This is a genomic window from Paraburkholderia sp. BR10936 (genome assembly GCF_040965735.1).
GTDB classification, from domain to species: domain Bacteria; phylum Pseudomonadota; class Gammaproteobacteria; order Burkholderiales; family Burkholderiaceae; genus Paraburkholderia; species Paraburkholderia nodosa_A.
This window is the reverse complement of record NZ_JBFRCM010000012.1, coordinates 32,230-53,914: the sequence shown is the minus strand read 5'-3', so window position 1 is coordinate 53,914 and position 21,685 is coordinate 32,230. Positions and strand designations below refer to the sequence as shown.

Sequence of the window (21,685 nt, the reverse complement as noted above, 5' to 3'; positions counted from 1 at the left end):
CTGTCTCCTTTGTTGTCTGAACCGGGCGGCGCGTGCGGCCGGCCTCGGGTGCTGCGAAAAATAAAACGTTATAGCGGCGGCGCGGCGGAGGCGCGCGCCGCTTCGCCCCATTCGTCATACCGCACCGGGCCTGTGCTGTCGCGCACGCGCAAGTCGGCACGCATGCGCAAGTGCACGATCTCCGGGCTCTCGCCCAGCAACTGCTTGTGCAGGAGATGCCAGATGCCGCGGGCAATCGCTTCGGCGGGCTGACGAATCGAACTGATGCCGGGGCGCAGTACCGACATCCACGGCGCGTCGTCGAAGGAAAGCAGCGAGATGTCGTCCGGCAGCTGCAGGCCCGCATCGCGGATCGCCCGCAGCGCGCCGAGCGTCGCGACGTTCGCGCCTGTGAAGAGCGCAGTGGGGCGTTCGCGCGCGGCGAGCACGCCGAGCGTCGTCGCGTGGCTTTCGGTATCGCTCATGCCGCACACCACGACGTTGGCGTGCTGCGCCAACCCGGCGCGCTGCATTGCGTCCTGGTAGCCCTGGGCCCGCTCGCGGCTGTTCACGAGATCGAGCGCATTGACGATGAACGTGATGCGGCGGTGACCGAGCGCGATCAGATGCGCGGTACCGTCCATCGCCGCACGATGACTGTCGGTCGTGACCGTGTTGGCGGGAAAACTGTTGTCCACGCGATCGGCCATCACGAGCGGCACGTCGCATTCCCGCAGTTCGCTGATTGCGTGCTCGTAGCCGTGGCACGGAATGATGATCATGCCCGCGACCTGGCGCGAGAGAACGAAGCGGATGCGCTCCGCTTCGCGCTCCGGGTCCTCCTGGGCGTGCGCGAGGATGAGCCGGTAACCGGATTCGAGCGCGTGGTCTTCGAGCGCGCAGACGAGTTCGATGAAGAACGAATTGGTCAGGTCGGGCACGACAAAACCAATCGACGTGGAGCGGCAACTGCGCAGTTCGGCGGCCAGACTATTGCGCCGGTAGCCGAGCTTGCGAGCCGCCTCCCAGACCTGGCGCTGGCGCGCTTCGCTCACGTTTGCTGCACCCGCGAGCACCTTCGACGCCGTGCCCAGCGAGACTCCCGCCGCATTCGCGACGTCCTTGAGTGTACTGGCACTTTTCTTGCGGTCGTCCATGCTGGTCTTTCCGCCCGAGGTGATGCGCCGGCGTTATCCGTCCGTTACCCGTCCGAACTGAAACGTTTCATAGAGTAGGAAATGGATTTTCAGGCTTCAAGGGAGGGTTTTTCCGGGTCGCCGGGGAGCGCGCGCGAGGACTAGCGGTAATTCACGAAGTTGATGATGTCGTTGAGAAAGCTCAGAGGTCGCCTATAAACAATCAGCGAGACGGCGCCAAAGCCTTGTCTGGCAACGGTTTCGCCCGACGCCCGTGCGGGTGTAGCGCGGTCTTGTAACGCATCCAGTGTGAAACCGAAAGACCGGCGGGCTCAAAGCTGCCCACCCCACGCCCTTCTCCCATCTCAACGCGCATGCGCGTGGTAGGGCTCCTCATCGGAAGCGGAAATTCGATCAAAACGGACCGAGTTCATTGCGGTCGGTCGTCAGATCGCGGTCCCTTCGTCGCTTCTTGAGGTACTGCGGTCATCCGACGGCCGATCTTGTTGGTCGGGCATCGGCCAACACAGTCAACAGCGCCGCAGACCTTATCGACTTGGCGTACGCCGAGTTCCGAGTCATTGGATTTGAGGAAGCCGCGTCAGAGAGAGATTGCGCCGGAAGCTGCTTGTATTGCCGCAGCAATCTCGTCTTCGCTGCGCCCCCCATTGATTGCAATGCTTCCCCCAAAGACAAAGTGAGGAACCGAACGGACACCGGCATCGGCCGACTTGGCCGCTTCCTGCTCGACGCGGCGGTGCTGTTTGGGTTCAAGTGCAATGGCACGCGCCTGATCGCGGTCGAAACCGTAGTCGGCTGCGATGTCGGCCAGCACGTCCGCATCGGCGATGTTCTTCGCTGCGATGAAATAAGCATGGGTGATTGCAACTGCGAGCCTGTGCTGCGTGCTACGCCCAGCGGCCGCCAGAATCAGCGCATGAGCAGCTTGAGTCGGATAGGTCCAGAGTAGGCGGCCAAGATCCAGGTCGAAGCCCGAAGCGCGAGCTTCTCCCTCGGGGCGAGCAAAGGCGACCTTCGGATCGGTTATGCCGTAGCGCGAACGCAGCAAGTCGGGAACATAGAGGCCGCCTGCCGGCGCATCTGGCAGTAGCAGGACTGGATGCTGCCGAATGTCAACGGCCAGGTTGGGGAAACGCTCCGCCAGCACTTTATCGAGACGGTGATGCCCGACGATGCACCACGGACATGTGATTTCAGTATAGAGATCTATTTGCATAACCATCCTCTCGTGATCTGGTCTTCGCGCTATGAATTTGAAGGTAGTTCGGCATTGATTCCGATCAGTTGAACCGATACGTCCCACAGTCGTTTAGCGAGTTCTGGATTCCGCGCGTCCTGAGACGGAGTGCATTCACCAGAGGGGCCTCGCAATTCAGAAGTTCTCGTCGGCCCGTAATAGCCGCCGGACTTTATTTGTCCGGTCGCCGCCTGCAATGCACCCCACGCGCCCTGAGCCGGCGTATTGAAGAACAGGCCGATCAATGACATTGCGATGTTGCCCCACCAGCTATCGCGCGCAAGGTTGGTTCCAGCAAGGCCCGGGTGGCAGGCCACTGCCGTAACAGGTATACCCGCCGCACGCAGTCGCCGATCCAACTCAAAGATAAAAAGCAGATTCGCAAGCTTGCTGGCTGCATAGCGAGGCATCCACTTGTAACTCTTCTCCGCATCAAGATCGTCCCACTCGATCTTCGCGTCCTTGTGCAGGCCGCTGCTCGTGACAACGATGCGCGACCCGGATGTTTTCGTGAGCTTGGGCAACATGAGCGCGGTGAACGCAAAGCTACCAAGATGATTGACGCCGAATGTCTGCTCAAAGCCTTGCACCGTGTGCTTTAGCTTCGGCCCTTGCACGCCCGCATTATTGATGAGCGCGTCGATGCGCGGTTCCTTTTCGGCCAGTTTTGCTGCGTTCCGCACGCTCGTCAGATCTGCGAGGTCAAGCGGCAGGAATGCGAGATTCGCTCCAGGGGTCTTCAGACGAATCCGGCTGATAGCCGCTTCCGCTTTCGACTCGTCACGGCACGCGAGAAGCACCCTGGCTCGCCGTGCCGCCAACGTACTCGCTATTTCAAAGCCTATGCCGGTGTTGGCGCCAGTGACGACAAAAGTCTTTCCCGATTGATCGGGTACATCAGCATGGGTGAATCCGCTCATGGTGTGAACCTTGTCGAGACGTTATTGCGTTAATGGTTAGCGATGCCTGGCGCGGCACGCACGAACTTCCTGTCGGTCACCTGGTCAACCAGGAACTTCGCAAGATTGCCTCTGGAGAGCCCAGTCCAGGTCCGAATTGGCGACCAATTCGCCAGTCGCCTCGATGTCCTCATACCCCTTGCGCGCGATAACCTTGAACAACAGCGCGAACGCATGGGTTTTGAAAGCAAAGCTATCCTTGGGATCACGATAGGCAGCCGTAGAAATCTGGATAAGACGGCGCACGCCTGCGTGCTTCATCGCGGCGATGATGTTGGTCAAGCCGTGCATGATCGGCTTATCGCCTTGCACCTTGAGACTGTTGGGACCAAGGGCACTGATGACTGCATCGGCACCTTGAACGCTCCTCGCAATGGCACTCTGGTCTTGCAGGTCGCCGACAACGATTTCTACCCTTCCCGCGAACGACGCGAGTTTCTTTGCGTCGCGCGTATAGACCGACAGGTTGTAGCCCTGCTTCAAGGCTTCCTCGATGATGTGCCTTCCGGTCGGCCCGGTCGCACCGAACAGCGCGATGGTTTTTTCCCCGGCCATGAGGTCACGCAGCCTTCGCCAACAAGGCTTTGATGGCCGTTTCGGTGTTGGCGATTGCGGCCTTCGCCGCATCGGGGTCGAAAACCGTGCCTTCGACACGCACCACTTCAACGTCGGTCAGACCGATGAAACCGAACAGGTGCAGCAGATAGTTGGTCTGAAAGTCGAACGGTGCCCAGGCACCTTCCGAGAACACGCCGCCGGTAGCGGTAACTAGATAGACCTTTTTGCCGGTCAGCAGCCCCTTCGGCCCAGCATCGCCGTACCCGAAGGTGACGCCCGGCCAGGTGACGTGATCGAACCACGCCTTGAGCTGCGAGGGCAGACCGAAGTTGATCATGCCCGAACCGAGCACGATCACATCGGCGACCTCTAACTCATCGACCAACTCTTGCGCGACCTTCACCGCCTCGACCTGTTCCGGTGTGCGATCTTCGGGCGACGTGCTCCGGCCTTGGATGTAGGCCGGTGCGATGTGCGGCGGCGGATTCGCGGCGAGGTCGCGCACGGTCAGCGGGCCGCCCGAGCGGGCCTGGATGCCTTCAGCAATTTCGGTGGCAAAGCGGGTGGAAAGGCTGTCAGCCCCGCGCGGACTGGAAGTGACAAGCAGGGTGTGGCTCATGACGGCTCCTAGGTATAAAATGAGAACTAAGTTAGATATTGACTCTGACTTACCAATTCATACGAAGGATGGTATGGTTCCCGCCGTTTCCCCACAAGAAGGCACACGCATGTCACTTAGTCACACCGAGCTACCTGCCGATATGCCTGCACCTGACGCTGGCGGCTGCCTGGCAACCCGTGAAATCCTGGACCGCATCGGCGACAAGTGGAGCCTCTACATTGTCGCCATGCTGGCCACTGGCCCGCGGCGCTTCAACGAATTGAAACGCGGCATCGACGGCATTTCCCAGCGGATGCTGACGCTGACCTTGCGCGGACTGGAACGCGACGGACTGGTAACGCGAACGATGTATCCAACGATTCCGCCGCGCGTCGATTACGAACTCACTGACATGGGAAGAACGCTGTTGAAGCCTGTCATGGCGCTGGTCAACTGGGCGAGCGAGAATCAAGTCGCCATTGCCGAGGCGCATAAACGTTTTGACGAGGAGCCGGAGCCAGATCAGGTCTTGGTTCAGGGCGTTGTCTACCAGCGTCGATAAACGAGCCCAGGCTGTAGGCTTGTGCAAACACAGCGACGAAATCCAACTGACGGCTCGCGGCGGGACCGGTCCCAACGCGGATCTTTCGTGGGGTGAGAAGGCGCTGCATTTTCCGATCTATCCAAACAACAGTCGGCCACGTCCGATCGGAAAAGTCGCATAGCCTGACCTGGGTGTCCGTTCCCTGAGCCAAACGGGACGCCTCAACGTCTCGCCGTCGACGCAAACCAATGACGCTTCATGGCCGACCGGCGCCCGACGACCGAGCGACACTACGTGTTTTGGAATGAGGCTAGCGATAGTTCACGAAGTTGATGATGTCATTGAGAAACCACGGAAGAATCAACTGGGTGTCGGGATCGCTAACGCCCACGGTGAGCCTCGGCGGCTTCGAGGTGGGTGAACCGGGCTTCGCGCCATCGGGGGTGTGCAGCATGTAGGTGGTGGTGTCGGCGGCGGGCGGCGACGGCGAAGCACAACCGGCAACGAGTAAGGCAAGGAACGCTGCGCAGCACAAGCGCTTCATGATAGGCAATCTCCAGCCACATGATCTCGAGAAGCCCAAGCGTACCATCGGGCCCGTTGCTGCCGCGCAAAGCTGTGCATGCGCCGGATATGCCGAATTAATTCGATGCCGTGGCTTTCGCGCTTATTCGGCGCGAAATTTCACGTCTGAATATCGCCATACAAAGGGGAAAGGAACGAAGCATTGCGGCAATGGAAAGACCACGTTGCGCGAAACGAATACGTGCAACGCGGCCGTCCCGAAAATGAGAGGCGTGGTTAACGGAAGCCGTAAACGAGAACCTTCTTTCCTTCGAATTGTTCCTGCACACCTTGTTCGCAGTTGGGCGGACACGTCGTGCCGTCGGCGGTGGGACCGGACGCGGGCGAATACGCCCTGTAGACAACGGATTCGATGAGTGTCCCGTCGTCGGAAACCACGATCTGCAGGTCGGTCTCGACGCCGGCCAGCACCGGTCCGCCGCTGCCATAGACCTGTTTCATGATCCCCGTGCAATCGGAGTTCACCGTGTAGGTGCCGCTCTGGTACGGGTTGAAGGCGGTCTGCCCGCCTTTCGGCAAGCCATTGATCATGCCGAAGTCGGTGCGGGTGAATTTACCCGAACCGTCGAACGTCACGATGGCGACGTCATCGAGTGTCGAAGGTGAGGCAAACGGGTGCAGCTTGTTGTTGCTATCCAGCAAGCCAAGGATCTCACCATGTCCGTGAAATCCATAAGCTCCCCTTAGCGTTGCGTTCGAGCAAAGGCGCCCGTCGGCCTGCGCGACGCCACTGAGCGAGAGCAGTGCAAAGGCCGTTGCCGACAAAATGCTTGAATGCTTGATCTTCATGGTCATCTCCTTGTCACCATAGCAGGCGTCTGGCTTCATAACGCGCAGCGGGCCAAAAGCAGGCGTCGAGCGAGGCGCCGGCTCGTGCCGGTGTGCGCTCCGCTTCCTAAGCCTATGGAACCGCGCACGCTTGCGCCTCCATCATTTGATGGAGAGAGCGAGGCAACAGGAGATTTCGTGTGCAGACAAACTCGATGGGAACGGCGTTACGGCCTCACTGCATTACAGCTTCACTGCGTAATGCACCAGTTCGATTGCGTTCGTTGCGGGTGCGCCTCTTCCGGCCAGACGGCCCTGAAATTCTTCGCGCACTACCCGCTTGACGCTCGGGGCATACCAGAGCGTCTCCTCCATCGGGCCGCCGCCCGGGCCGTACTGCGGCTGCCAGACGCCGCTCATCGTGATCTTGATCGCGGAGACAACGCCCGCCTTCGTCTTGACCGTCTCGACGCCGTCCACTTCGCATTGGGCCCGGCGCTGCACCCTCATGCCCGAAGGGGCGGTGGCCATGCAGTCCGCTTCATAGCGCGCGCCGGCTCGCAAGTTGTCTCCCACCCTGTAGTGCGGCACGTCTTGAGGCAGCGCGATGGCAGCGGCGTCGAGCGCGAAGCTGGCCGGGGCGCCCGGGCCGCCAGCACGCTCACGACGCCGATCAATGCAGTGCGACAGACTTGCGGCCTCATTGGCCCTGTTTCTGCAGATATTGCCGCACATCGCTCATCGACACCCTGCCTGTATGCGCCGTGTCGATCTGATCGAAATGCTGCGAGATATACCCCAGCCCGCTACTTTGCGCCTGCGCTTTCGTGATCGAAGCGCCGTTGTTCAATGCAGTATTCGCACCCAGGCGAGCCTCAACCCGCTGTTGCGCCTGCTGCTGCAATTGCGTACCGGTGGAAGGTGTGAGCGGCGCTGGCCGGCTCGTCGGGAAAAATGGGCCATCCACACCGTGGCCGCCCTTCGGCAGTTGAACGGGCGCCACCGCTTGCGTTGCCGCCTGGGCAATGCCTGTTGTGACCACAGCAACCGCGCCAAGCATGAACGGCGCAATGCACCACAGCTTTTTGAATGTAGACATGATCGCTCGCCTTCAATGTGTGAGGAGCGGGCCTCAATCGGCTATCGATGATCGACGCTCGAGGAAAGGCCCCGGCCTGTCAGGTTATTGGCCCGCTGCGGCGACTGCCGTGGAAGTCGGCGTACCCGCGGGACTCTCGTCGGGCCACGGCTGCGGAAGCGTCCAGAGCGAAAGCGCCAATGGTATGGGTTGACCACCATAGTAGCTCACGAGATCGGCCTTCATCTTCGGGCGCGCCACGTCGTCCAGATAGATCATGTGTCCACCCTGGAAGAAGTTGACCTGCAGGTTCGGGCTCAAACCGGCCACCGTTTGCAGACGCGCAAGCTGCTTCTCCGTATTGAAGAACGGCGTAGCAAGATCGTGATAGCCGTTCTCCGCAAGCACCTTCAATTGCGGATTGAGCTGGATCGCGCCGAGCAGGTCGGGCAGCGTATCGGGCAACGGCTGACCGTCGTGCGAGAAGTCCCAGACTCCGATGATGTTGTCGTTCAGAGGCATGTACGTCGCATTCGGCGCCGTATAGCCGAGATAGTCCGGCATTTGCGTAGCGAGTGCTGTCGTGAACGGCTGCGAGATGAGGATGTCCGACGGGTCGCCGTCGCTCTGCAAGCGCGGATCCGAATTCGGCAGCGATACGCGTCCGTCGTAACGACCGATCGTCGTGCCCGGGATCAGTTCGTTACTGAACGGATTCACGTTGAAATAGCCATTGAGCGCCTGCAAGGTGAGGCTCGAGGGCCAACGCCACGAATCCAGCGTTTTCTCGGGCGGAAAGACCGGCTTGCCGAGCGCGTCGGGAATGCCGAGTTGACTCAGCACCCACGATTGCGCGTATTTGCGGAAATGCTGGTACTGGCCCGTCGCAAAGATCTCCGACTGCAACGCGAAGAGGCCTTGATCGATCAATGGCGGCGAAACCAGGTTGAAGTAGGCGGCCACCTCGGCATAGCCGGGGTAATAGCCCGCGAGTGTGTCGGTATCGAGCACCAGGCCAGCCGTCGAATTCGTGATGGCCGTCGCCTCGATCGCATCGGCAAAGTAGTTCAGGATGGACGACTGAAGCACGATGCCAGTCAACTGCACGCCCGCCGCTTCGAGTGCAAGCGCAAGCATGTCGGTGCGCGGCGTGCCATACGATTCGCCGTAGAGATAGATCGGCGAACTGCTACGATTATTCACGGCCAGATAGCGCTTGATGAAATCGCGCATCACGTCCACGTCCGTATCGCAGCCCCAGAACTTCTGGTTCGTGTTCGGCAGAATGGCCTCCGAGAGCCCCGTGCCCGGTGGGTCGATGAACACCATGTCCGTCGTATCGATCAGGCTCTCCGCATTGTTGACGAGCGGAAAGTTCGGCCAGTTGGTGAGCAGCGGATCGGGCGTCGCGACACGCGTTGGCGCAAACGAGCCGAGACGCAGCCAGATCGACGAAGAACCCGGCCCGCCGTTATAGATGAACGTCACGGGCCGCGGCGAACCGTTCGTGCTCGGCGCGGTATAGGCGACATACGACATCGTCGCCTCCGGATTGCCGTTTGCGTCCGAAGCCGTCAAATGGCCCGTTGTCGTCGTGTAGTTGATGGTCGTTTTTCCCGAAGTCCACTGGTAATGCATGATCGCGGCCTTTTCGGCGACCTGCGACGCGGCAAGGCCATCGGTAGCGTTCGGCGAATAGGCGATCGGGTCGGTATAAGGCTGGTTGGCATTTGGCGAATTTGAATTTTGCACGGCGGCTTTAGCGCTTGCCGAAACCTGGTTCATGGCGCTCGCGGCCGACGAGGTCGGGCTATCTCCACCGCCGCAAGCCGCTAGCATCAACACGCCGATAGCGATTGCGCCTGCATGGCGCAGCTCGCACCAACTGCGGCTGAACTCCACACTGGGTTTACTGTCCGGATGCATTGTTATACCCCTTCGAATGATGACTTCACACTACGCGGGGGCCGCGGTCGCCGGTAATAACGCCTTGAAAAAGTCACCGAAATTCAAACACAATTACCTGCGCGAGGCGGCTGACATTTAACTTTCCATTCCTGACAAAGTCGATTCAATTTAAGCGACATCTATTTACTATGGATGCCTAAATAATCCATAAAGCATCGGGAGAAACCACTGAGTTTCGCCGACGGAATTTCGCTGGAAATATTTGGTAATGAAAGATAGCAGAGGAAAAATAGGAGGCGCCGCAGTACTTTGTCAAGGGATAGTTCTTGAACCTATGCGCGCTGATTCGTTGCGCACGCAGCAATTGCGTCGAGCACGAAACGGCCGCGTGCATGCGGGTCGGCGATGCGAGATCTCGGTGCCACGCGAGCGCGAACGAAGAGCGAAATGGATGCTCGACAATGCCCACGGATTGTATGAATGAATGCAATCCATCGCTTGCGCGCCTGTCACCCATTCAATTGGGGCCATACTTCCAGGTGAAGTGCGTGACGGTTAAGAAGCCGTCCGCTCATTTAGCTATTCTTATAAATAAAACGCCACCATGGTAAAAAATTCCGCAAGGCAATCCTTACCAGCACGCAGCCAGCACGCATATGTGCGCCGGGCAACAACGGAGATTGACGCGCTGTGCGAAATCAACCATATTTTGACCAGACGGCTGCGCTCGGTCGGGCCCCGTCGCTTTCCTGCGCATGCAGATCGTGAGTTCCGCGACGCCTTGCCGATCGCTTCAACGACGATTCTGAGCATGCCGAAATGGCATCGCCATAACGGTGGGACGACATCATGTCCGCTCAGATTGGTCGCGACCAGAATTTCCCCGCAGCGTGCAAGCATTGCGGCGGACTGCTGTACGAAAACTTCGAATTCTGCCCTTACTGCGGCACAGATCTTCCACTCGACACCGTTTCGCTCGGCACCCATCCGAAGGCCACATTGACACCGCTCGGCGCCACGGCCGCGGCGCCCCCCGCACCCGCGGCCGCGAAGCTCGCGCAGGCGCGCTTACCCGCATCCGACGGGCCGTCGCTGGAGACCGGCTACCCGCATGCCGCGCAGCACGCCTTGGCGCTTCCACACGGGTTGCGGTTTTCGCAGATGGGGCAATGGATCTTCCCCAGGGGTCTATTCGTATTCGCACTGATTCTTGCGTTCGCGTACGGCACGTATCTGCTGCTCGGTGCGAACCGCCAGCGGGAGGCCACCGCCAGCGAAGAGACCCTGCACTCATCGGGCGGATCGGTTTCGACTGATGCGTCCGGGCAACAGGCCAACGAGACGCCCCCTGCCGCCGGCACGCAGACCAGCGAGCATCCGCAATCCCCCCCGCGCAACGCGCACCCCGCGCCGCAATTCGCCGACACGGCCGAAGCTCTGCGTGCCGCGCGCAACAGCCTCGCGGAAAACAACCTGTTCGACGCGAAGACTGCGGCCAACGCCGTGCTCGCGCGCGGCGGGGACAACGAGGAGGCACGCGCGCTACAAAACGATATCGCCGCGCGCGAGCAACGGCGCGATAGCGCGTTGCAAAACGCAGACCGCTGTGTCGCGCAGCGTGCCTGGGCCTGCGTGCAACAACAGGCTTCGGAAGCGCTCGCGATCGATTCGAGCAGTCAAGTCGCGCAATCGTTGATGGAGCGCGCCATCGTATCGACCGCCTGGAAGCCACTCAGCCCACCTAATGGCGCCCCGCAAACGAACGCGGCAGCGGCGTTGCCGCACGGCGCGAACACCGTACGGCTGCCCTCGTCGCAGGACTGGAATACGGGCGCATCGCCGCCTCCGCTGCCCGGCGCGACGAACACGGCGAACGCGACGAATGCCCCGACCGCGGCGAATGTCGCGACGGCCGCCAGTCCCGCCGGCGGCAACAACAGCGTCGACGCACAGGAGCGGGCGATCCTGCAAAACGGCTGGAAGCACGCCGCGCCATCTGGCGCCGCACATTGAACAGGATTCCATAACATATAGAAGTCTGCCGTAGATCGCAAACAAGGCGGGAGAGAGACCATGCTGAAAACGACTCTAGCGGGAGTGGCGGCGCTGATCGCCCTGCTTTTCTCTGTGCTCGCCGTCGCCGCCGAGGTCGACGCGCACTACCGCATCGTGACCGGCCCGGAGCGCGGGACGTACATTCAGATCGGCCAGGACCTGGCGAAATGGGTCGCGCAGCCGGCGGGCATCGACCTCGAAGTGATCCCATCGAAAGGCTCGGCCGAAAACGTGCAGCGCATGCGTTTCGAGCCCGGCGTGAAGCTCGCGCTCGTGCAGTCCGACGTCTATCAGGCCTACGTCGACATGGCCAATTCCGGCAACGAAGAGGCCGGCACGCTGATACGGCCGCTGCGGCTCATCATGCCGCTCTACGACGAGGAGATTTACTTCGTGGTGCGTAACGACTCGCCGATGAAGACGATCAACGAGATCAAGGACAAGGTAATGAGCGTCGGGCTGATCGGCAGCGGCACCGCGCAGTCGGCGACGACGCTGTACCGCCTCATGTTCGGCCAGCCGATTCCGGAGCAGAACGCGCAGCACCTGAGCAACGAGGACGCACTCGCCGCGCTCATCGTCAAGAAGATCGACGTTGCGATCATCGTCGCCGGGCAACCCGCCAAGCTCTTTACCGACATGAACCCCGAACTGCTGCAGCAGATCCGCTTCCTGCGCGTCGATGCGAACGCGCCGGAAACGGCGCGCGCGAAGCAGACCTACTATCCCGCGACGATTCACGTGTCGAGCTACCCGAACTGGCTCAAGGAAGACGTGCCGACATGGACGGTCAAGGCCTTTCTCGTCACCTATGACTACAACCTGCGCGATACGGTCGGCAACCTGAAGCGCTTTGCCGATTCGCTCTGCGCGAACTTCGACAACCTGCAGGAGCACGGCCATCCGAAATGGAAGCAGGTCAAGCTCGATCTACCGGGCCTCGGCAAAGGCTGGCAATACTATCCGCCCGTTGAGCGACGCCTGAAGGCGTGTTTCGCGCATCGCGCCGCGATGCAGGCCGCCACGGGTTCGACCGCGGCGCAAGGCGCTCCCGCCGCACAAAAAGTCGACGGGCGGCCATGCCCGGATCAGGAGCGCCTGCTCCTGCTCTGCAAATAATCCCCCGACGAATCCGCCAGCCGAACGCGGCCCCCGACGCGCGTGAACAGCAAACAAGTGGACCCTTCAAACGCCAGCACGGCGTGGAAGGCGATCCCCTTGTGCCACATGCATTCTCTCCTGGTATCTGCTTTCAGGATGTCCTAATGTCCATGAGTGCCGTGATGCCGGCACGTCGAAACGGTCTTCCCGATGCAGTGCGTCCTAGCCTAACAACAAACAAGGAGACACCCATGAGAGATACCCCGTTCACAGTCCGGCGTAAAACGGCGCACCTGCGTGCCGCGATCGCCATCGCAGGTGCGGCGCTCGTTCCCGGCGCACACGCTGCCGAAAACGACGCCCATCACCCGGAATTCAACCGGCTGCCGTCGTTCGTGGTGGCGAGCAGTCTGCAAACCACGAGCTACGATGGCGTCAGCGACGATCTGTTGACCGCCGGTCTCGGCAAAACCGGCCTCGCCGGGGCGCAGCCTGCCATCGCCGACCACTCGGCGCCGACGGCAGCGGAACTGCGCCGGCTCGCGATCTGGTCGAACTATCGGGCGCTCGTCGATATGAGCGCGAACGGCGGTTATGGCCGCTTCTGGGGGCCCAATGTCGATGTGTACGGCAACGACACACTGGGCGAAGGCAAAATCGCCGGCACCGAATATCTCGCGTTTGCCGACGACGGCAGCGGCCGCCGGAACGTCAGCCTGCTCGTGCAGGTGCCGACCAGCTTCGATCCGGCGAACCCGTGCATCGTGACCGCCACGTCGTCGGGCTCGCGCGGCGTGTACGGCGCGATCTCCGCGGCCGGCGAGTGGGGACTCAAGCGAGGCTGCGCGGTCGCCTATACCGACAAGGGCACGGGCAACGGCGCAGAAGAACTGATGAGCGGCCTCGTGACGTTGATCGATGGCGTCACGGCCAACGCAGCAACGGCTGGGCGCACGAGTATTTTCACCGCGGACGTGCCGGCGGGCGCGCTTGCCGCCTACAACCAGAAGTTTCCGAACCGTTATGCGTTCAAGCACGCGCATTCGCAGTTGAACCCCGAAGCGGACTGGGGCCGCGACACACTCGAGGCGGTCCAGTTCGCGTACTGGGTGCTCAACCAGCAGTTTGCGCCGCGCGTCGACGCGTCGAATCGCGGCGTGCGCTATGCGCCCGGCGACATTACGACGATCGCGGCTTCCGTGAGCAACGGCGGCGGCGCATCGCTCGCGGCAGCCGAAGAGGACACGGGCAAGTGGATCACGGCGGTCGTGGTCGGCGAACCGCAGATCAATGTGCGCATGCCCGGTGACGCGCAAGTCAGGGAAGGTGGGCAGCGCATTGCCGCGGCCGGCAAACCGCTGGCCGACTACATGACGCTCGCGAACCTGCTGCAACCCTGCGCCGCGCTCGCGGACGCCGCCGCCGGCGCGCCCTATCTCACCGCGCTGCCCGTGGCGACCACGACAGTCATTCGCCAGGCGCGCTGCACCTCGCTCGCGGCGGCAGGCTACGTCCACGGCGGCGATACGCAGGCGCAGGCGAACGACGCGCTCCAACGCCTGCATGAAGCGGGCTATGAAGCGGACTCCGATCTGCTGCAGGCGCCGATGTGGGATTCACAGGCCGTGCCGGCTGTTGCGGTGACCTACGCCGATGCCTACACGCGCTCGAGCGTGCTCGACAACCTGTGCGGATTCAGCTTCGGCACGACGAACGCATTGACGGGCGCCGCGGGCGTTGCGCCCGCCGTCTCGCCAATGCTGACCATCTTTGGCGTGGGCAATGGCGTGCCGCCGACCAATGGCGTCAATCTCGTCTACAACGTCACGCCGCCTGGCGGCGCCGACCATCGGCTGGCCACGCCCGACGCCAGCTTCGCGGGCGCGGCATGTCTGCGCGCGTTGTGGACGAACGGTGATCCGCGCATGCGCCAGAGCGTCCAGGCGATCAGCGTACATGCGAACCTGCATGGCAAGCCCGCAATCATCGTACAAGGCCGCAGCGACGCGCTCGTGCCGATCAATCATGCGTCGCGCGCGTATCTCGCGGCAAACAGCGAACGGGAAGGTTCGCACAGCCACCTGTCGCTGTACGAGGTGACGAACGGGCAGCACTTCGATGCATTCCTCGCCGTGCCGGGCTTCGATACGCACTTCGTGCCGGTGCACTACTACAACATCGCGGCGCTCAATCTGATGTGGAATCACCTGAAGAATGGCACGCCGCTGCCGCCTTCTCAGGTCATACGCACGATCCCGCGCGGCGGCAACCCGGGCGCCGCGCCGCCGTTGGGTCTCGCGAACCTGCCGGCCATCGTGGAGAATCCGGGCAGCAACGCGATTCGCGCGAACGACGGCGTCGTGAACGTGCCGCATTGAGTCGCGAAGCACGCCGGCGCGGCGAGCGCATCACACCAGCAGTTGCCGCGCCAGCACTTCTCTCGCTTGTGTCACGGTGTCCCCTTCGCCGGGATGCGGCGGCAGGAGCGAGAACACGGCGTCGGGCAAGGCCGGCAGCCGGTGCTTCGGGCCGAGCCGCGTGAGACCCTCCCCGATTGCCGATGCGCACAGGCATCCCACGCCCAGACCGGCTGCCAGCATGGACTGCAGCCCGGCCACGCCCGACGCGCTGTGGACGAGCACGTACGGGATGTCGTTTTCTTCGAGCGAACGCACCGCGACCTGGTGCATCATGCAGTCGCCCGGCAGCAGCACGAGCGGCAACGCTTGCGGCAACAGCTCGGCGAGCGTCGGCGACGCGACCCAATAGAGCGGTTCGCGCAGCAACTCCCAGCGCGCGTCCGCGTCGGTGGCGGCGGGTCGGAACGGGCCGCGCGACAGATGCATGACCACGCCGAGATCGATTTGCCGCTTCGCATACGCGAGCTCGATATCGGCGCTCTTCATCGCGCTCACGTGCAAGCTCAGCTGCGGATAGCAGTCGCGCAGCCGCACGAGCAGACCGGCCACCTCGTTCGTGCGGAAGTACTCGGTGATCGCGACGCGCAACTCGCCCTTGATGGCCTGGCCGCGCACGTCGTCGAAAGCGGCTTCGTTGAGCGCCACGAGACGCCGCGCATGGTCGAGCAATCGTGTGCCCGCGGGCGTGAGCTCCACACCGCGCTTGCTACGCACGAAAAGCGGCATGCCCGCGCGCGCTTCGAGCTTGCGCACCTGCTCGCTGATCGTGGATTGCGAAAGGTGCAGCAACGGCGAGGCCGCCGAAAGGCTGCCCACGTTCGCCACAGCCGCGAACGTCTTCAACTGGTCGAATTCGAAGCCACGCATGACATTCAACATCCATCGAATAACTCGATGGATAGTACCACCTATTCCCGCTTTTCCGTCAGATCGAGGTGGATCAGAATGTCGACTGGACGCTCACGCTGCGCGCGTGCTGAATAGTGCAGCCTGACGAAATCCGGCCCTTTATCGCTGAGCACACTCATGTCTGACAATACGTACGCCGCCTGTGCCGTGGCGCCTCGCGCCGCCGCAGCCGATACCAGCCACGGCCATCACGGCTGGGCGCTGGTCGTTTTGCTGGTGGGCGCGATTCTGCCGCCGCTCGACTATTTCATCGTGAACCTCGCGCTGCCCGCCATCCGCGACGGACTCGGCGCGAACGCGTCCGAACTCCAGCTGGTCGTCTCGGCCTACGCGTGCGCGAATGCCGTCATGCTGATCACGGGCGGGCGCCTCGGCGACCTGTACGGCCGCAAGCGCATCTTCATGGTGGGCATGGCGGGCTTCGTCGTCGCCTCCACATTCTGCGGCCTGGCCACCAGCGGCACGGCACTCGTCGCCGGACGCATCCTGCAAGGCCTGTTCGCCGCGACCCTCGCGCCGCAAGTGCTCGCCACGATCCGCAGCGTTTTCACGCCGCACGAACAGGTGCGCGTGATGGGGCTTTACGCGTTCGTTTTCGGCGTGGCCGCGGTGATCGGCCAGCTTGGCGGCGGCGCGCTCATCAGCCTGCATCCGTTCGGTCTGGGATGGCGCGCGATCTTTCTCGTCAACCTGCCTATCGGCGTGTTCGCGCTCATCGGCAGCTGGCGCTTCATCCCGGAAAGCCGGCCGCCGCGCGGCAAGCGCATCGATGTCCCGGGCACCCTGCTGCTGTCGCTGTTTCTGCTGATGCTCGTCTATCCGCTCACGCGCGGACGCGAGTCGGGCTGGCCGCTGTGGATGCTCGCCTGCCTCGCCGGCTCGCTGCCCATGCTCGGTCTGCTGCTGCGCGTCGAGTGGCGCAGCCTCGCCAACGGCAAGGATCCCCTGCTCGATGTGCGCCTCTTCCGCAATCCGGTCATCGCGCTCGGTCTCGTGCTGGCGTTCCTCTTCTATACGATGAGCGCGTTCTTCCTGACCTACGGTATTTATCTCCAAGGCGGCCTGCATTGGACGCCGCTCGCTTCGGGACTCGCGATCCTGCCGTTCGGCATCGGCTTTCTTTCCAGCCCGCTGCTGATGCCGCGCCTCGTGCACCGGTTCGGCGGCTATCGCGTGCTGACGTTGGGCTTCGTGATGCTCGCGGGCGGACTCGCGATTGCGGCTGCGCTCGCGGGGGCGGTACAGCCCGGCGCCGGTTTCTATCTCGGACTCGCGGCGATCGGCATCGGCCAAGGGCTCGTTTTGCCCTCCGTCGTGCGCATCGTGCTGGCCGAAGTGGAGCCCGAGCGCGCGGGCATCGCCTCGGGCATGGTCACGGCAACGCTGCAGATCGGCGCCGCCGTCGGCGCGGCCACACTAGGCGGCCTGTTCTTCTCGACGCTCGGTGCGGCGCCCGGTGTGATCGACTACGCACATGCGTTCAAGACGACGATGTTCGCACTCGTCGCGATCCTGCTGCCCTGCGCGCTGCTCTCCACCGCGCTGGGACCGCTGCATCGGCGCACGCATGCAAACGGTCCCGGCACACAAACCGGCACACAAACCAATACGCAGTGATTTGCTCCGGAGTCCTCGCTATCAGAAGTCGATCTGCGCGGAGCACGGTGCCGAACGCGCAGGACGTGAGGCAGGTGCCCTGCTGGAGCCAGTAGCAGGCGATGCAGTGAAACTGCTTTCGCTTATATTGGATGCCTGATTATATTTTCTTCCTTGCAGCGGCTATTCACCCACGGGAGGAAATACATTCCAGTAACCGTCGTCGTGCTGAAAGAAGAACAGCGCGTGAAAACCCGTTGTCTGGCGCGTCTCCACGCACACATAGCGTGCCCTGCCGGAAGGGGTATGGCCAAACGCGGTGACATGCACCGGCGAAGTCGGTGCGAGCCATTTTTCGACCTGATAACGCAGTGACTGCGTCTTCGTGCGTCTCATCTGGTCCTCCCAGAGATCGGTTGGTTTTGCAGCCTTTTCGCCGGAAACCGCGAAAACGCCCTGCGCAAACCGAACGCTCTTGATGCAAGGCGCAATTCTTACCGCGTCGCATCAAGTGTTTGAGAAAGCACTTTAACTATAGCCAGAAAAGCCTTTCGCAACATCGATTTCAGCAAGATAGCAACAAAACAACAGAAACCCGGAAACCAGCGTCCGGCAGCATGGGACGACCCCGGCTGATGCGCCGCACCAGGCTGTGAAACGAATGAAAACGTATGCGATGTGTGAGGCGCGCGGTCCCGGCGTATCCTGACTTCTGGCAGTTGGCCACCGGGATCTTTTGACTGGCCATTGAAACGATGAGAAACGTGTACGTTGCGATTTACATCTTGTTGTTGATAGCCGTTATCGTCGGCGTGGATGTGGTTTTCCTGAAAAATCTCTTCTGGCTACGGCTGGCCGTGAACATCGGCATCGTCGTGGTATTCGCCGCCGTCTACTACGCATTATTAAAGAATCTGTAAGTCAGGGATCGCGCGTAAAGGACGCAAACCCTGCACCGCGCCCCACACACCCGCGGCACACACGACCGCACCCACGAAAACCACAAGCCACAAATAAAGCCCGCGAGGCCGATACCGTTGAGGGAGCGCGGTGAGGCTCAGGGCGACGAGCAACCCCAACACGAGCGGCAACATCAACGTGTTGACCACTTGCGCGGCAACGTTCAGGGAAACGAGGTCGGGTGCGAGCCAGACAGCCCAGGCACTGCCTGCAACGGCTAGCGCATACGCGCCGTAGAACCAGGGCGCGCGGCCCGGACGGTCATCGAGCGAGGCCCGGTACCCGAATACATCGCCGAGCCCCCATGCCAGCGCGAGTGAACTCACGATGGCGGCCACCAGCGCCGCACCGAGCACGCCTGCGCCAAAGAGCAGGCGCCCCGCAAACGGGCCCGTTACCGCAACGAGCGCATTGCTGATTTCGCCGATACTGCCGAGGGAGCGCGGCTCGCCATGCGCCGACAACGTAGCCGCCGCAGCGACGAGCACCGCTGCCGTCAGCAATTGCGTGAGGACGGCGCCAACCGCCGTCTCGACTCTGGCCGACGTGAAGTCCTTCGCCGTGAGGCTGTCCGCGACCGCCGCCTGCTGATAGAACACCATCCACGGATTGAACGTCGCGCCAATGAGCGCCGCCGCCAGGTAGCCGGCTTCGCGGCCGCCCGCTGCCAGATGAGTCATTTGCGGGACCATGACCTGAAGTTTGTGACGCGCACTCCATGCGACGGCAAAGAACGTCAGGTCGAACGCGCCGATGGCAATCGCGATCCGGTCTACGCGCTTGTGCGAGCCCGTAACGACGATACCGGTCAACAGAATGACGGCGAGCGGCAGCGTGACGGCACGCGATACGCCATACATTTCCCCCACGCCGGCAACGCCCGTGAACTCCGTCACGAGCGACCCCAGCACGGCCACGACCAGTCCGGCCGCGGCGAGCGCGGCCCAAACCGGTCCGAAGCGCGAGCGGATGAGTTCGCCATAACCGCGCCCGGTGAAAATGCCCAGGCGCACGGTCAGCTCCTGAACCATGTAGAGCAGCGGGACCAGCGCAAGCAGCACGGGCAAGAGCCGCAGCCCCGTTTGCGCGCCGGCCTGCGCGGCCGTCACGACGTTGCCGGCGTCGCAGTCGGCCAGCATCACGAGCAGACCTGGGCCCCACAGGGCGAGCCCCCGCAGTCCACGCGAAACGGTTTGCTTGAGCGTCGGGAGACGAGTCATGCGTTCTGAAAGGATGCGCCTGTAGTATCTGTCGGGCGATTGTAGCGTGCGAGTCGGGAGCCGCCAGGCCTGACGTTTGTGCTCCGCAGCCTGTCCCGAGGGACGTCGATTTTCATTTTCCTTACCCATGGCCTCTATATCTGCGCGTTCATCCAGTCAAACTACTGACGCCCCCGCCGCCCTGATTCTGGGCGCCATAGGGGTGGTTTTCGGCGACATCGGAACCAGCCCGCTCTACACACTGCGCGAATGCCTGAAAGCCGCCGGCGGAATTAGCCAGACCAACGTATTCGGGATCGTTTCGCTGATCCTCTGGTCGATCATCATTGTCGTGACGCTCAAATACGTGAGCTTCGTCATGCGGGCGGACAATGACCGCGAAGGCGGCATTCTGGCGCTCACGGCGCTGGCCGCTCGTGTGGCGCCCGTGCGCCTGCGCACCGTGCTGCTGACGCTCGGCGTATTCGGCGCCGCGATGTTTTACGGCGACTCGATGATCACGCCGGCGATTTCGGTCATCTCGGCAGTGGAAGGCGTCGAACTCGTGGATCCTCATCTGGCCGCGTGGGTCGTGCCGATCTCGCTCGTGATCCTGACCGGCCTGTTCAAGCTTCAAAAACACGGCACGGCCACGGTCGGAAAAGTCTTCGGGCCGGTCATGATCGTCTGGTTCCTGACGCTTGCCGTACTCGGCGTCGCTCATATCGCACACAACCCCGGCATTTTGCGCGGCGCATCGCCGTCTTACGCCCTGAGCTTCATCGCACATGCACCCGGCACGGCATTCGTCGTCCTCGGCTCTGTGTTCCTTGCGTTGACGGGCGGCGAAGCGCTTTACGCGGACATGGGACACTTCGGCAAGACGCCGATCCGGCTCGCGTGGCTGCTGCTCGTGCTGCCGAGCCTCATCCTCAACTACTTTGGCCAGGCCGCGCTCGTGCTGTCGAAGCCTTCGGCGCTCACGCAGCCATTCTTCTCCCAGGCGCCGGACCGGGCATTGCTTCCGCTGGTTCTGCTGGCAACCGCGGCGACGATCATCGCTTCGCAGGCCGTCATTTCCGGCGCGTTTTCCATGACGAAGCAGGCTGTCCAGCTCGGGTTGCTGCCCCGCATCCCCGTCGTCCACACTTCGACACACGAAGTCGGTCAGGTCTACGTGCCGTTCATCAACATCTCGCTCTATGCGGCGGTCGTATTCCTCGTCGTGTTCTTCCGGTCTTCCGATAATCTCGCGGCCGCTTATGGCATTGCCGTCGCCTCGACGATGCTGCTCACGACGCTGCTCATGTACTTCATCACCCACTGCCTGTGGAACTGGAAACCGGTCGCTACGCTGGCAGTGATCGGGCCGCTGGCCGTCGTGGATGCGATATTCGTCGCGAGCAATGCGAGCAAGGTCCTCGATGGCGGATGGTTCCCGCTGCTGGCGGGCGGCGCGCTGTTCACTATCATGACGACATGGCATCGCGGGCGGGAGATGGTCGTCGAGCGCGTGAAAAGCGACAACCTGCCGCTTCCGGCATTCATTCACTCCTTGTGCGATGGATCGCACCCGCCTCCCCGCGTGGGCGGTACGGCAGTGTTTCCAGGCGGCGTGCCCGGCATGACGCCGAGCGCGTTCCTGCACAATCTCAAGCATAACGGCGTGATGCACGAGACCAATATCTTTCTGGCCGGCACGACCGAGAACGTTCCGCACGTGCCCGAAAGCGAAAAAGTCTCGGTGAGCGATCTTGGGCACGGTTGCTATGCGGTCGCCGCGCGTCACGGCTTCATGGAAATGCCCAACGTGCCGGCACTGCTCCTGCTCGTGCAGAAGCAGATACCTACGTGGCAGTACGAACCCGCGGCCACGTCGTTCTTCCTGGCCCGCGACACGATCCTCGCAACGGCACAGAGCAAAGGCATGTCGCTATGGCGCGAGAAGCTGTTCGCGTTCATGGCGCGCAACGCAGCGCAGGCGGCCGAATACTACAGCCTCCCCGCGAACCGGGTTGTCGAGATGGGTGGACAGATCAACCTCTGAGGCACGATCCGGCGTATCTCGAGA

At 62.2% G+C, this 21,685-nt stretch carries 20 protein-coding genes; 7 read left to right on the top strand and 13 right to left on the bottom strand.

Annotated features, from left to right (window positions below; all coding sequences use genetic code 11):
* Positions 1-68: 68 nt before the first annotated feature.
* From AB4Y36_RS23850 to AB4Y36_RS23830, 5 genes are all read right to left on the bottom strand, one after another.
* Positions 69-1,136 (bottom strand): LacI family DNA-binding transcriptional regulator, encoded by a 1,068-nt coding sequence (locus AB4Y36_RS23850; RefSeq protein WP_069262218.1) that lies wholly within the window; start codon positions 1,134-1,136, stop codon positions 69-71.
* Positions 1,137-1,716: 580 nt separating this feature from the next.
* On the bottom strand, positions 1,717-2,352 hold the full coding sequence (locus AB4Y36_RS23845) for a DsbA family oxidoreductase (RefSeq protein WP_368684276.1): 636 nt from the start codon (positions 2,350-2,352) through the stop codon (positions 1,717-1,719).
* Positions 2,353-2,381: 29 nt separating this feature from the next.
* On the bottom strand, positions 2,382-3,293 hold the full coding sequence (locus AB4Y36_RS23840) for an oxidoreductase (RefSeq protein WP_368684275.1): 912 nt from the start codon (positions 3,291-3,293) through the stop codon (positions 2,382-2,384).
* An 84-nt stretch (positions 3,294-3,377) separates the two neighbouring features.
* Positions 3,378-3,887 carry an NAD(P)H-binding protein gene (locus AB4Y36_RS23835; protein ID WP_368684274.1) on the bottom strand — a complete coding sequence of 170 codons (510 nt, stop codon included), beginning with the start codon at positions 3,885-3,887 and terminating at the stop codon, positions 3,378-3,380.
* Positions 3,888-3,891: 4 nt separating this feature from the next.
* Positions 3,892-4,509: an FMN-dependent NADH-azoreductase gene (locus AB4Y36_RS23830; protein ID WP_368684273.1), complete on the bottom strand. Its 618-nt coding sequence runs from the start codon at positions 4,507-4,509 to the stop codon at positions 3,892-3,894.
* A gap of 109 nt (positions 4,510-4,618) precedes the next feature.
* On the opposite strand from AB4Y36_RS23830, the gene AB4Y36_RS23825 reads away from it, so the two are divergent.
* Complete coding sequence (locus tag AB4Y36_RS23825) at positions 4,619-5,053, top strand: winged helix-turn-helix transcriptional regulator (protein WP_368684395.1); 435 nt, start codon at positions 4,619-4,621, stop codon at positions 5,051-5,053.
* Positions 5,054-5,345: 292 nt separating this feature from the next.
* Here AB4Y36_RS23825 and AB4Y36_RS23820 read toward each other — a convergent pair whose 3' ends face one another.
* From AB4Y36_RS23820 to AB4Y36_RS23800, 5 genes are all read right to left on the bottom strand, one after another.
* Positions 5,346-5,579 carry a hypothetical protein gene (locus AB4Y36_RS23820; protein ID WP_069262219.1) on the bottom strand — a complete coding sequence of 78 codons (234 nt, stop codon included), beginning with the start codon at positions 5,577-5,579 and terminating at the stop codon, positions 5,346-5,348.
* A gap of 257 nt (positions 5,580-5,836) precedes the next feature.
* Complete coding sequence (locus tag AB4Y36_RS23815) at positions 5,837-6,409, bottom strand: hypothetical protein (RefSeq protein WP_368603237.1); 573 nt, start codon at positions 6,407-6,409, stop codon at positions 5,837-5,839.
* A 222-nt stretch (positions 6,410-6,631) separates the two neighbouring features.
* A complete protein-coding gene (locus AB4Y36_RS23810; protein WP_368684272.1) occupies positions 6,632-6,919 on the bottom strand; it encodes a hypothetical protein in 288 nt (95 codons plus the stop codon).
* A gap of 169 nt (positions 6,920-7,088) precedes the next feature.
* A complete protein-coding gene (locus AB4Y36_RS23805; RefSeq protein ID WP_176732835.1) occupies positions 7,089-7,448 on the bottom strand; it encodes a 2-oxoglutarate dehydrogenase in 360 nt (119 codons plus the stop codon).
* Between the two features lie 123 nt (positions 7,449-7,571).
* A complete protein-coding gene (locus AB4Y36_RS23800; protein ID WP_368684394.1) occupies positions 7,572-9,305 on the bottom strand; it encodes a peptidase S10 in 1,734 nt (577 codons plus the stop codon).
* Positions 9,306-10,223: 918 nt separating this feature from the next.
* On the opposite strand from AB4Y36_RS23800, the gene AB4Y36_RS23795 reads away from it, so the two are divergent.
* From AB4Y36_RS23795 to AB4Y36_RS23785, 3 genes are all read left to right on the top strand, one after another.
* Positions 10,224-11,387: a hypothetical protein gene (locus AB4Y36_RS23795; protein WP_368684271.1), complete on the top strand. Its 1,164-nt coding sequence runs from the start codon at positions 10,224-10,226 to the stop codon at positions 11,385-11,387.
* Positions 11,388-11,447: 60 nt separating this feature from the next.
* On the top strand, positions 11,448-12,548 hold the full coding sequence (locus AB4Y36_RS23790) for a TAXI family TRAP transporter solute-binding subunit (protein ID WP_342948236.1): 1,101 nt from the start codon (positions 11,448-11,450) through the stop codon (positions 12,546-12,548).
* A 233-nt stretch (positions 12,549-12,781) separates the two neighbouring features.
* A complete protein-coding gene (locus AB4Y36_RS23785) occupies positions 12,782-14,908 on the top strand; it encodes a D-(-)-3-hydroxybutyrate oligomer hydrolase (protein ID WP_368684270.1) in 2,127 nt (708 codons plus the stop codon).
* Between the two features lie 30 nt (positions 14,909-14,938).
* On the opposite strand, the gene AB4Y36_RS23780 is transcribed toward AB4Y36_RS23785, so the two are convergent.
* On the bottom strand, positions 14,939-15,817 hold the full coding sequence (locus AB4Y36_RS23780; RefSeq protein ID WP_368684269.1) for a LysR family transcriptional regulator: 879 nt from the start codon (positions 15,815-15,817) through the stop codon (positions 14,939-14,941).
* Between the two features lie 159 nt (positions 15,818-15,976).
* Here AB4Y36_RS23780 and AB4Y36_RS23775 point away from each other — a divergent pair, with 159 nt between their 5' ends.
* Entirely contained in the window at positions 15,977-17,476 is a 1,500-nt protein-coding gene (locus AB4Y36_RS23775) for an MFS transporter (protein WP_069262227.1), read from the top strand.
* Positions 17,477-17,638: 162 nt separating this feature from the next.
* On the opposite strand, the gene AB4Y36_RS23770 is transcribed toward AB4Y36_RS23775, so the two are convergent.
* Positions 17,639-17,851 carry a hypothetical protein gene (locus AB4Y36_RS23770; protein WP_069262228.1) on the bottom strand — a complete coding sequence of 71 codons (213 nt, stop codon included), beginning with the start codon at positions 17,849-17,851 and terminating at the stop codon, positions 17,639-17,641.
* Positions 17,852-18,219: 368 nt separating this feature from the next.
* Here AB4Y36_RS23770 and AB4Y36_RS23765 point away from each other — a divergent pair, with 368 nt between their 5' ends.
* Positions 18,220-18,375: a hypothetical protein gene (locus AB4Y36_RS23765; protein WP_368617441.1), complete on the top strand. Its 156-nt coding sequence runs from the start codon at positions 18,220-18,222 to the stop codon at positions 18,373-18,375.
* Here AB4Y36_RS23765 and AB4Y36_RS23760 read toward each other — a convergent pair.
* The gene (locus tag AB4Y36_RS23760) at positions 18,361-19,635 is read right to left on the bottom strand and encodes a divalent metal cation transporter (protein ID WP_342948239.1); all 1,275 of its coding nucleotides are present in this window, start codon (positions 19,633-19,635) and stop codon (positions 18,361-18,363) included. The genes AB4Y36_RS23765 and AB4Y36_RS23760 overlap by 15 nt on opposite strands.
* A 127-nt stretch (positions 19,636-19,762) precedes the next feature.
* On the opposite strand from AB4Y36_RS23760, the gene AB4Y36_RS23755 reads away from it, so the two are divergent.
* The gene (locus AB4Y36_RS23755) at positions 19,763-21,661 is read left to right on the top strand and encodes a potassium transporter Kup (RefSeq protein WP_368684393.1); all 1,899 of its coding nucleotides are present in this window, start codon (positions 19,763-19,765) and stop codon (positions 21,659-21,661) included.
* Positions 21,662-21,685: the final 24 nt, after the last annotated feature.

Excerpts from the sequence above, each read along its gene's own strand:
- AB4Y36_RS23850 (WP_069262218.1), bottom strand. The coding sequence starts at position 1,136 with ATGGACGACCGCAAGAAAAGTGCCAGTACACTCAAGGACGTCGCGAAT.
- AB4Y36_RS23845 (WP_368684276.1), bottom strand. The coding sequence starts at position 2,352 with ATGCAAATAGATCTCTATACTGAAATCACATGTCCGTGGTGCATCGTC.
- AB4Y36_RS23840 (WP_368684275.1), bottom strand. The coding sequence starts at position 3,293 with ATGAGCGGATTCACCCATGCTGATGTACCCGATCAATCGGGAAAGACT.
- AB4Y36_RS23835 (WP_368684274.1), bottom strand. The coding sequence starts at position 3,887 with ATGGCCGGGGAAAAAACCATCGCGCTGTTCGGTGCGACCGGGCCGACC.
- AB4Y36_RS23830 (WP_368684273.1), bottom strand. The coding sequence starts at position 4,509 with ATGAGCCACACCCTGCTTGTCACTTCCAGTCCGCGCGGGGCTGACAGC.
- AB4Y36_RS23825 (WP_368684395.1), top strand. The coding sequence starts at position 4,619 with ATGTCACTTAGTCACACCGAGCTACCTGCCGATATGCCTGCACCTGAC.
- AB4Y36_RS23820 (WP_069262219.1), bottom strand. The coding sequence starts at position 5,579 with ATGAAGCGCTTGTGCTGCGCAGCGTTCCTTGCCTTACTCGTTGCCGGT.
- AB4Y36_RS23815 (WP_368603237.1), bottom strand. The coding sequence starts at position 6,409 with ATGAAGATCAAGCATTCAAGCATTTTGTCGGCAACGGCCTTTGCACTG.
- AB4Y36_RS23810 (WP_368684272.1), bottom strand. The coding sequence starts at position 6,919 with ATGGCCACCGCCCCTTCGGGCATGAGGGTGCAGCGCCGGGCCCAATGC.
- AB4Y36_RS23805 (WP_176732835.1), bottom strand. The coding sequence starts at position 7,448 with ATGCTTGGCGCGGTTGCTGTGGTCACAACAGGCATTGCCCAGGCGGCA.
- AB4Y36_RS23800 (WP_368684394.1), bottom strand. The coding sequence starts at position 9,305 with ATGCTAGCGGCTTGCGGCGGTGGAGATAGCCCGACCTCGTCGGCCGCG.
- AB4Y36_RS23795 (WP_368684271.1), top strand. The coding sequence starts at position 10,224 with ATGTCCGCTCAGATTGGTCGCGACCAGAATTTCCCCGCAGCGTGCAAG.
- AB4Y36_RS23790 (WP_342948236.1), top strand. The coding sequence starts at position 11,448 with ATGCTGAAAACGACTCTAGCGGGAGTGGCGGCGCTGATCGCCCTGCTT.
- AB4Y36_RS23785 (WP_368684270.1), top strand. The coding sequence starts at position 12,782 with ATGAGAGATACCCCGTTCACAGTCCGGCGTAAAACGGCGCACCTGCGT.
- AB4Y36_RS23780 (WP_368684269.1), bottom strand. The coding sequence starts at position 15,817 with ATGCGTGGCTTCGAATTCGACCAGTTGAAGACGTTCGCGGCTGTGGCG.
- AB4Y36_RS23775 (WP_069262227.1), top strand. The coding sequence starts at position 15,977 with ATGTCTGACAATACGTACGCCGCCTGTGCCGTGGCGCCTCGCGCCGCC.
- AB4Y36_RS23770 (WP_069262228.1), bottom strand. The coding sequence starts at position 17,851 with ATGAGACGCACGAAGACGCAGTCACTGCGTTATCAGGTCGAAAAATGG.
- AB4Y36_RS23760 (WP_342948239.1), bottom strand. The coding sequence starts at position 19,635 with ATGACTCGTCTCCCGACGCTCAAGCAAACCGTTTCGCGTGGACTGCGG.
- AB4Y36_RS23755 (WP_368684393.1), top strand. The coding sequence starts at position 19,763 with ATGGCCTCTATATCTGCGCGTTCATCCAGTCAAACTACTGACGCCCCC.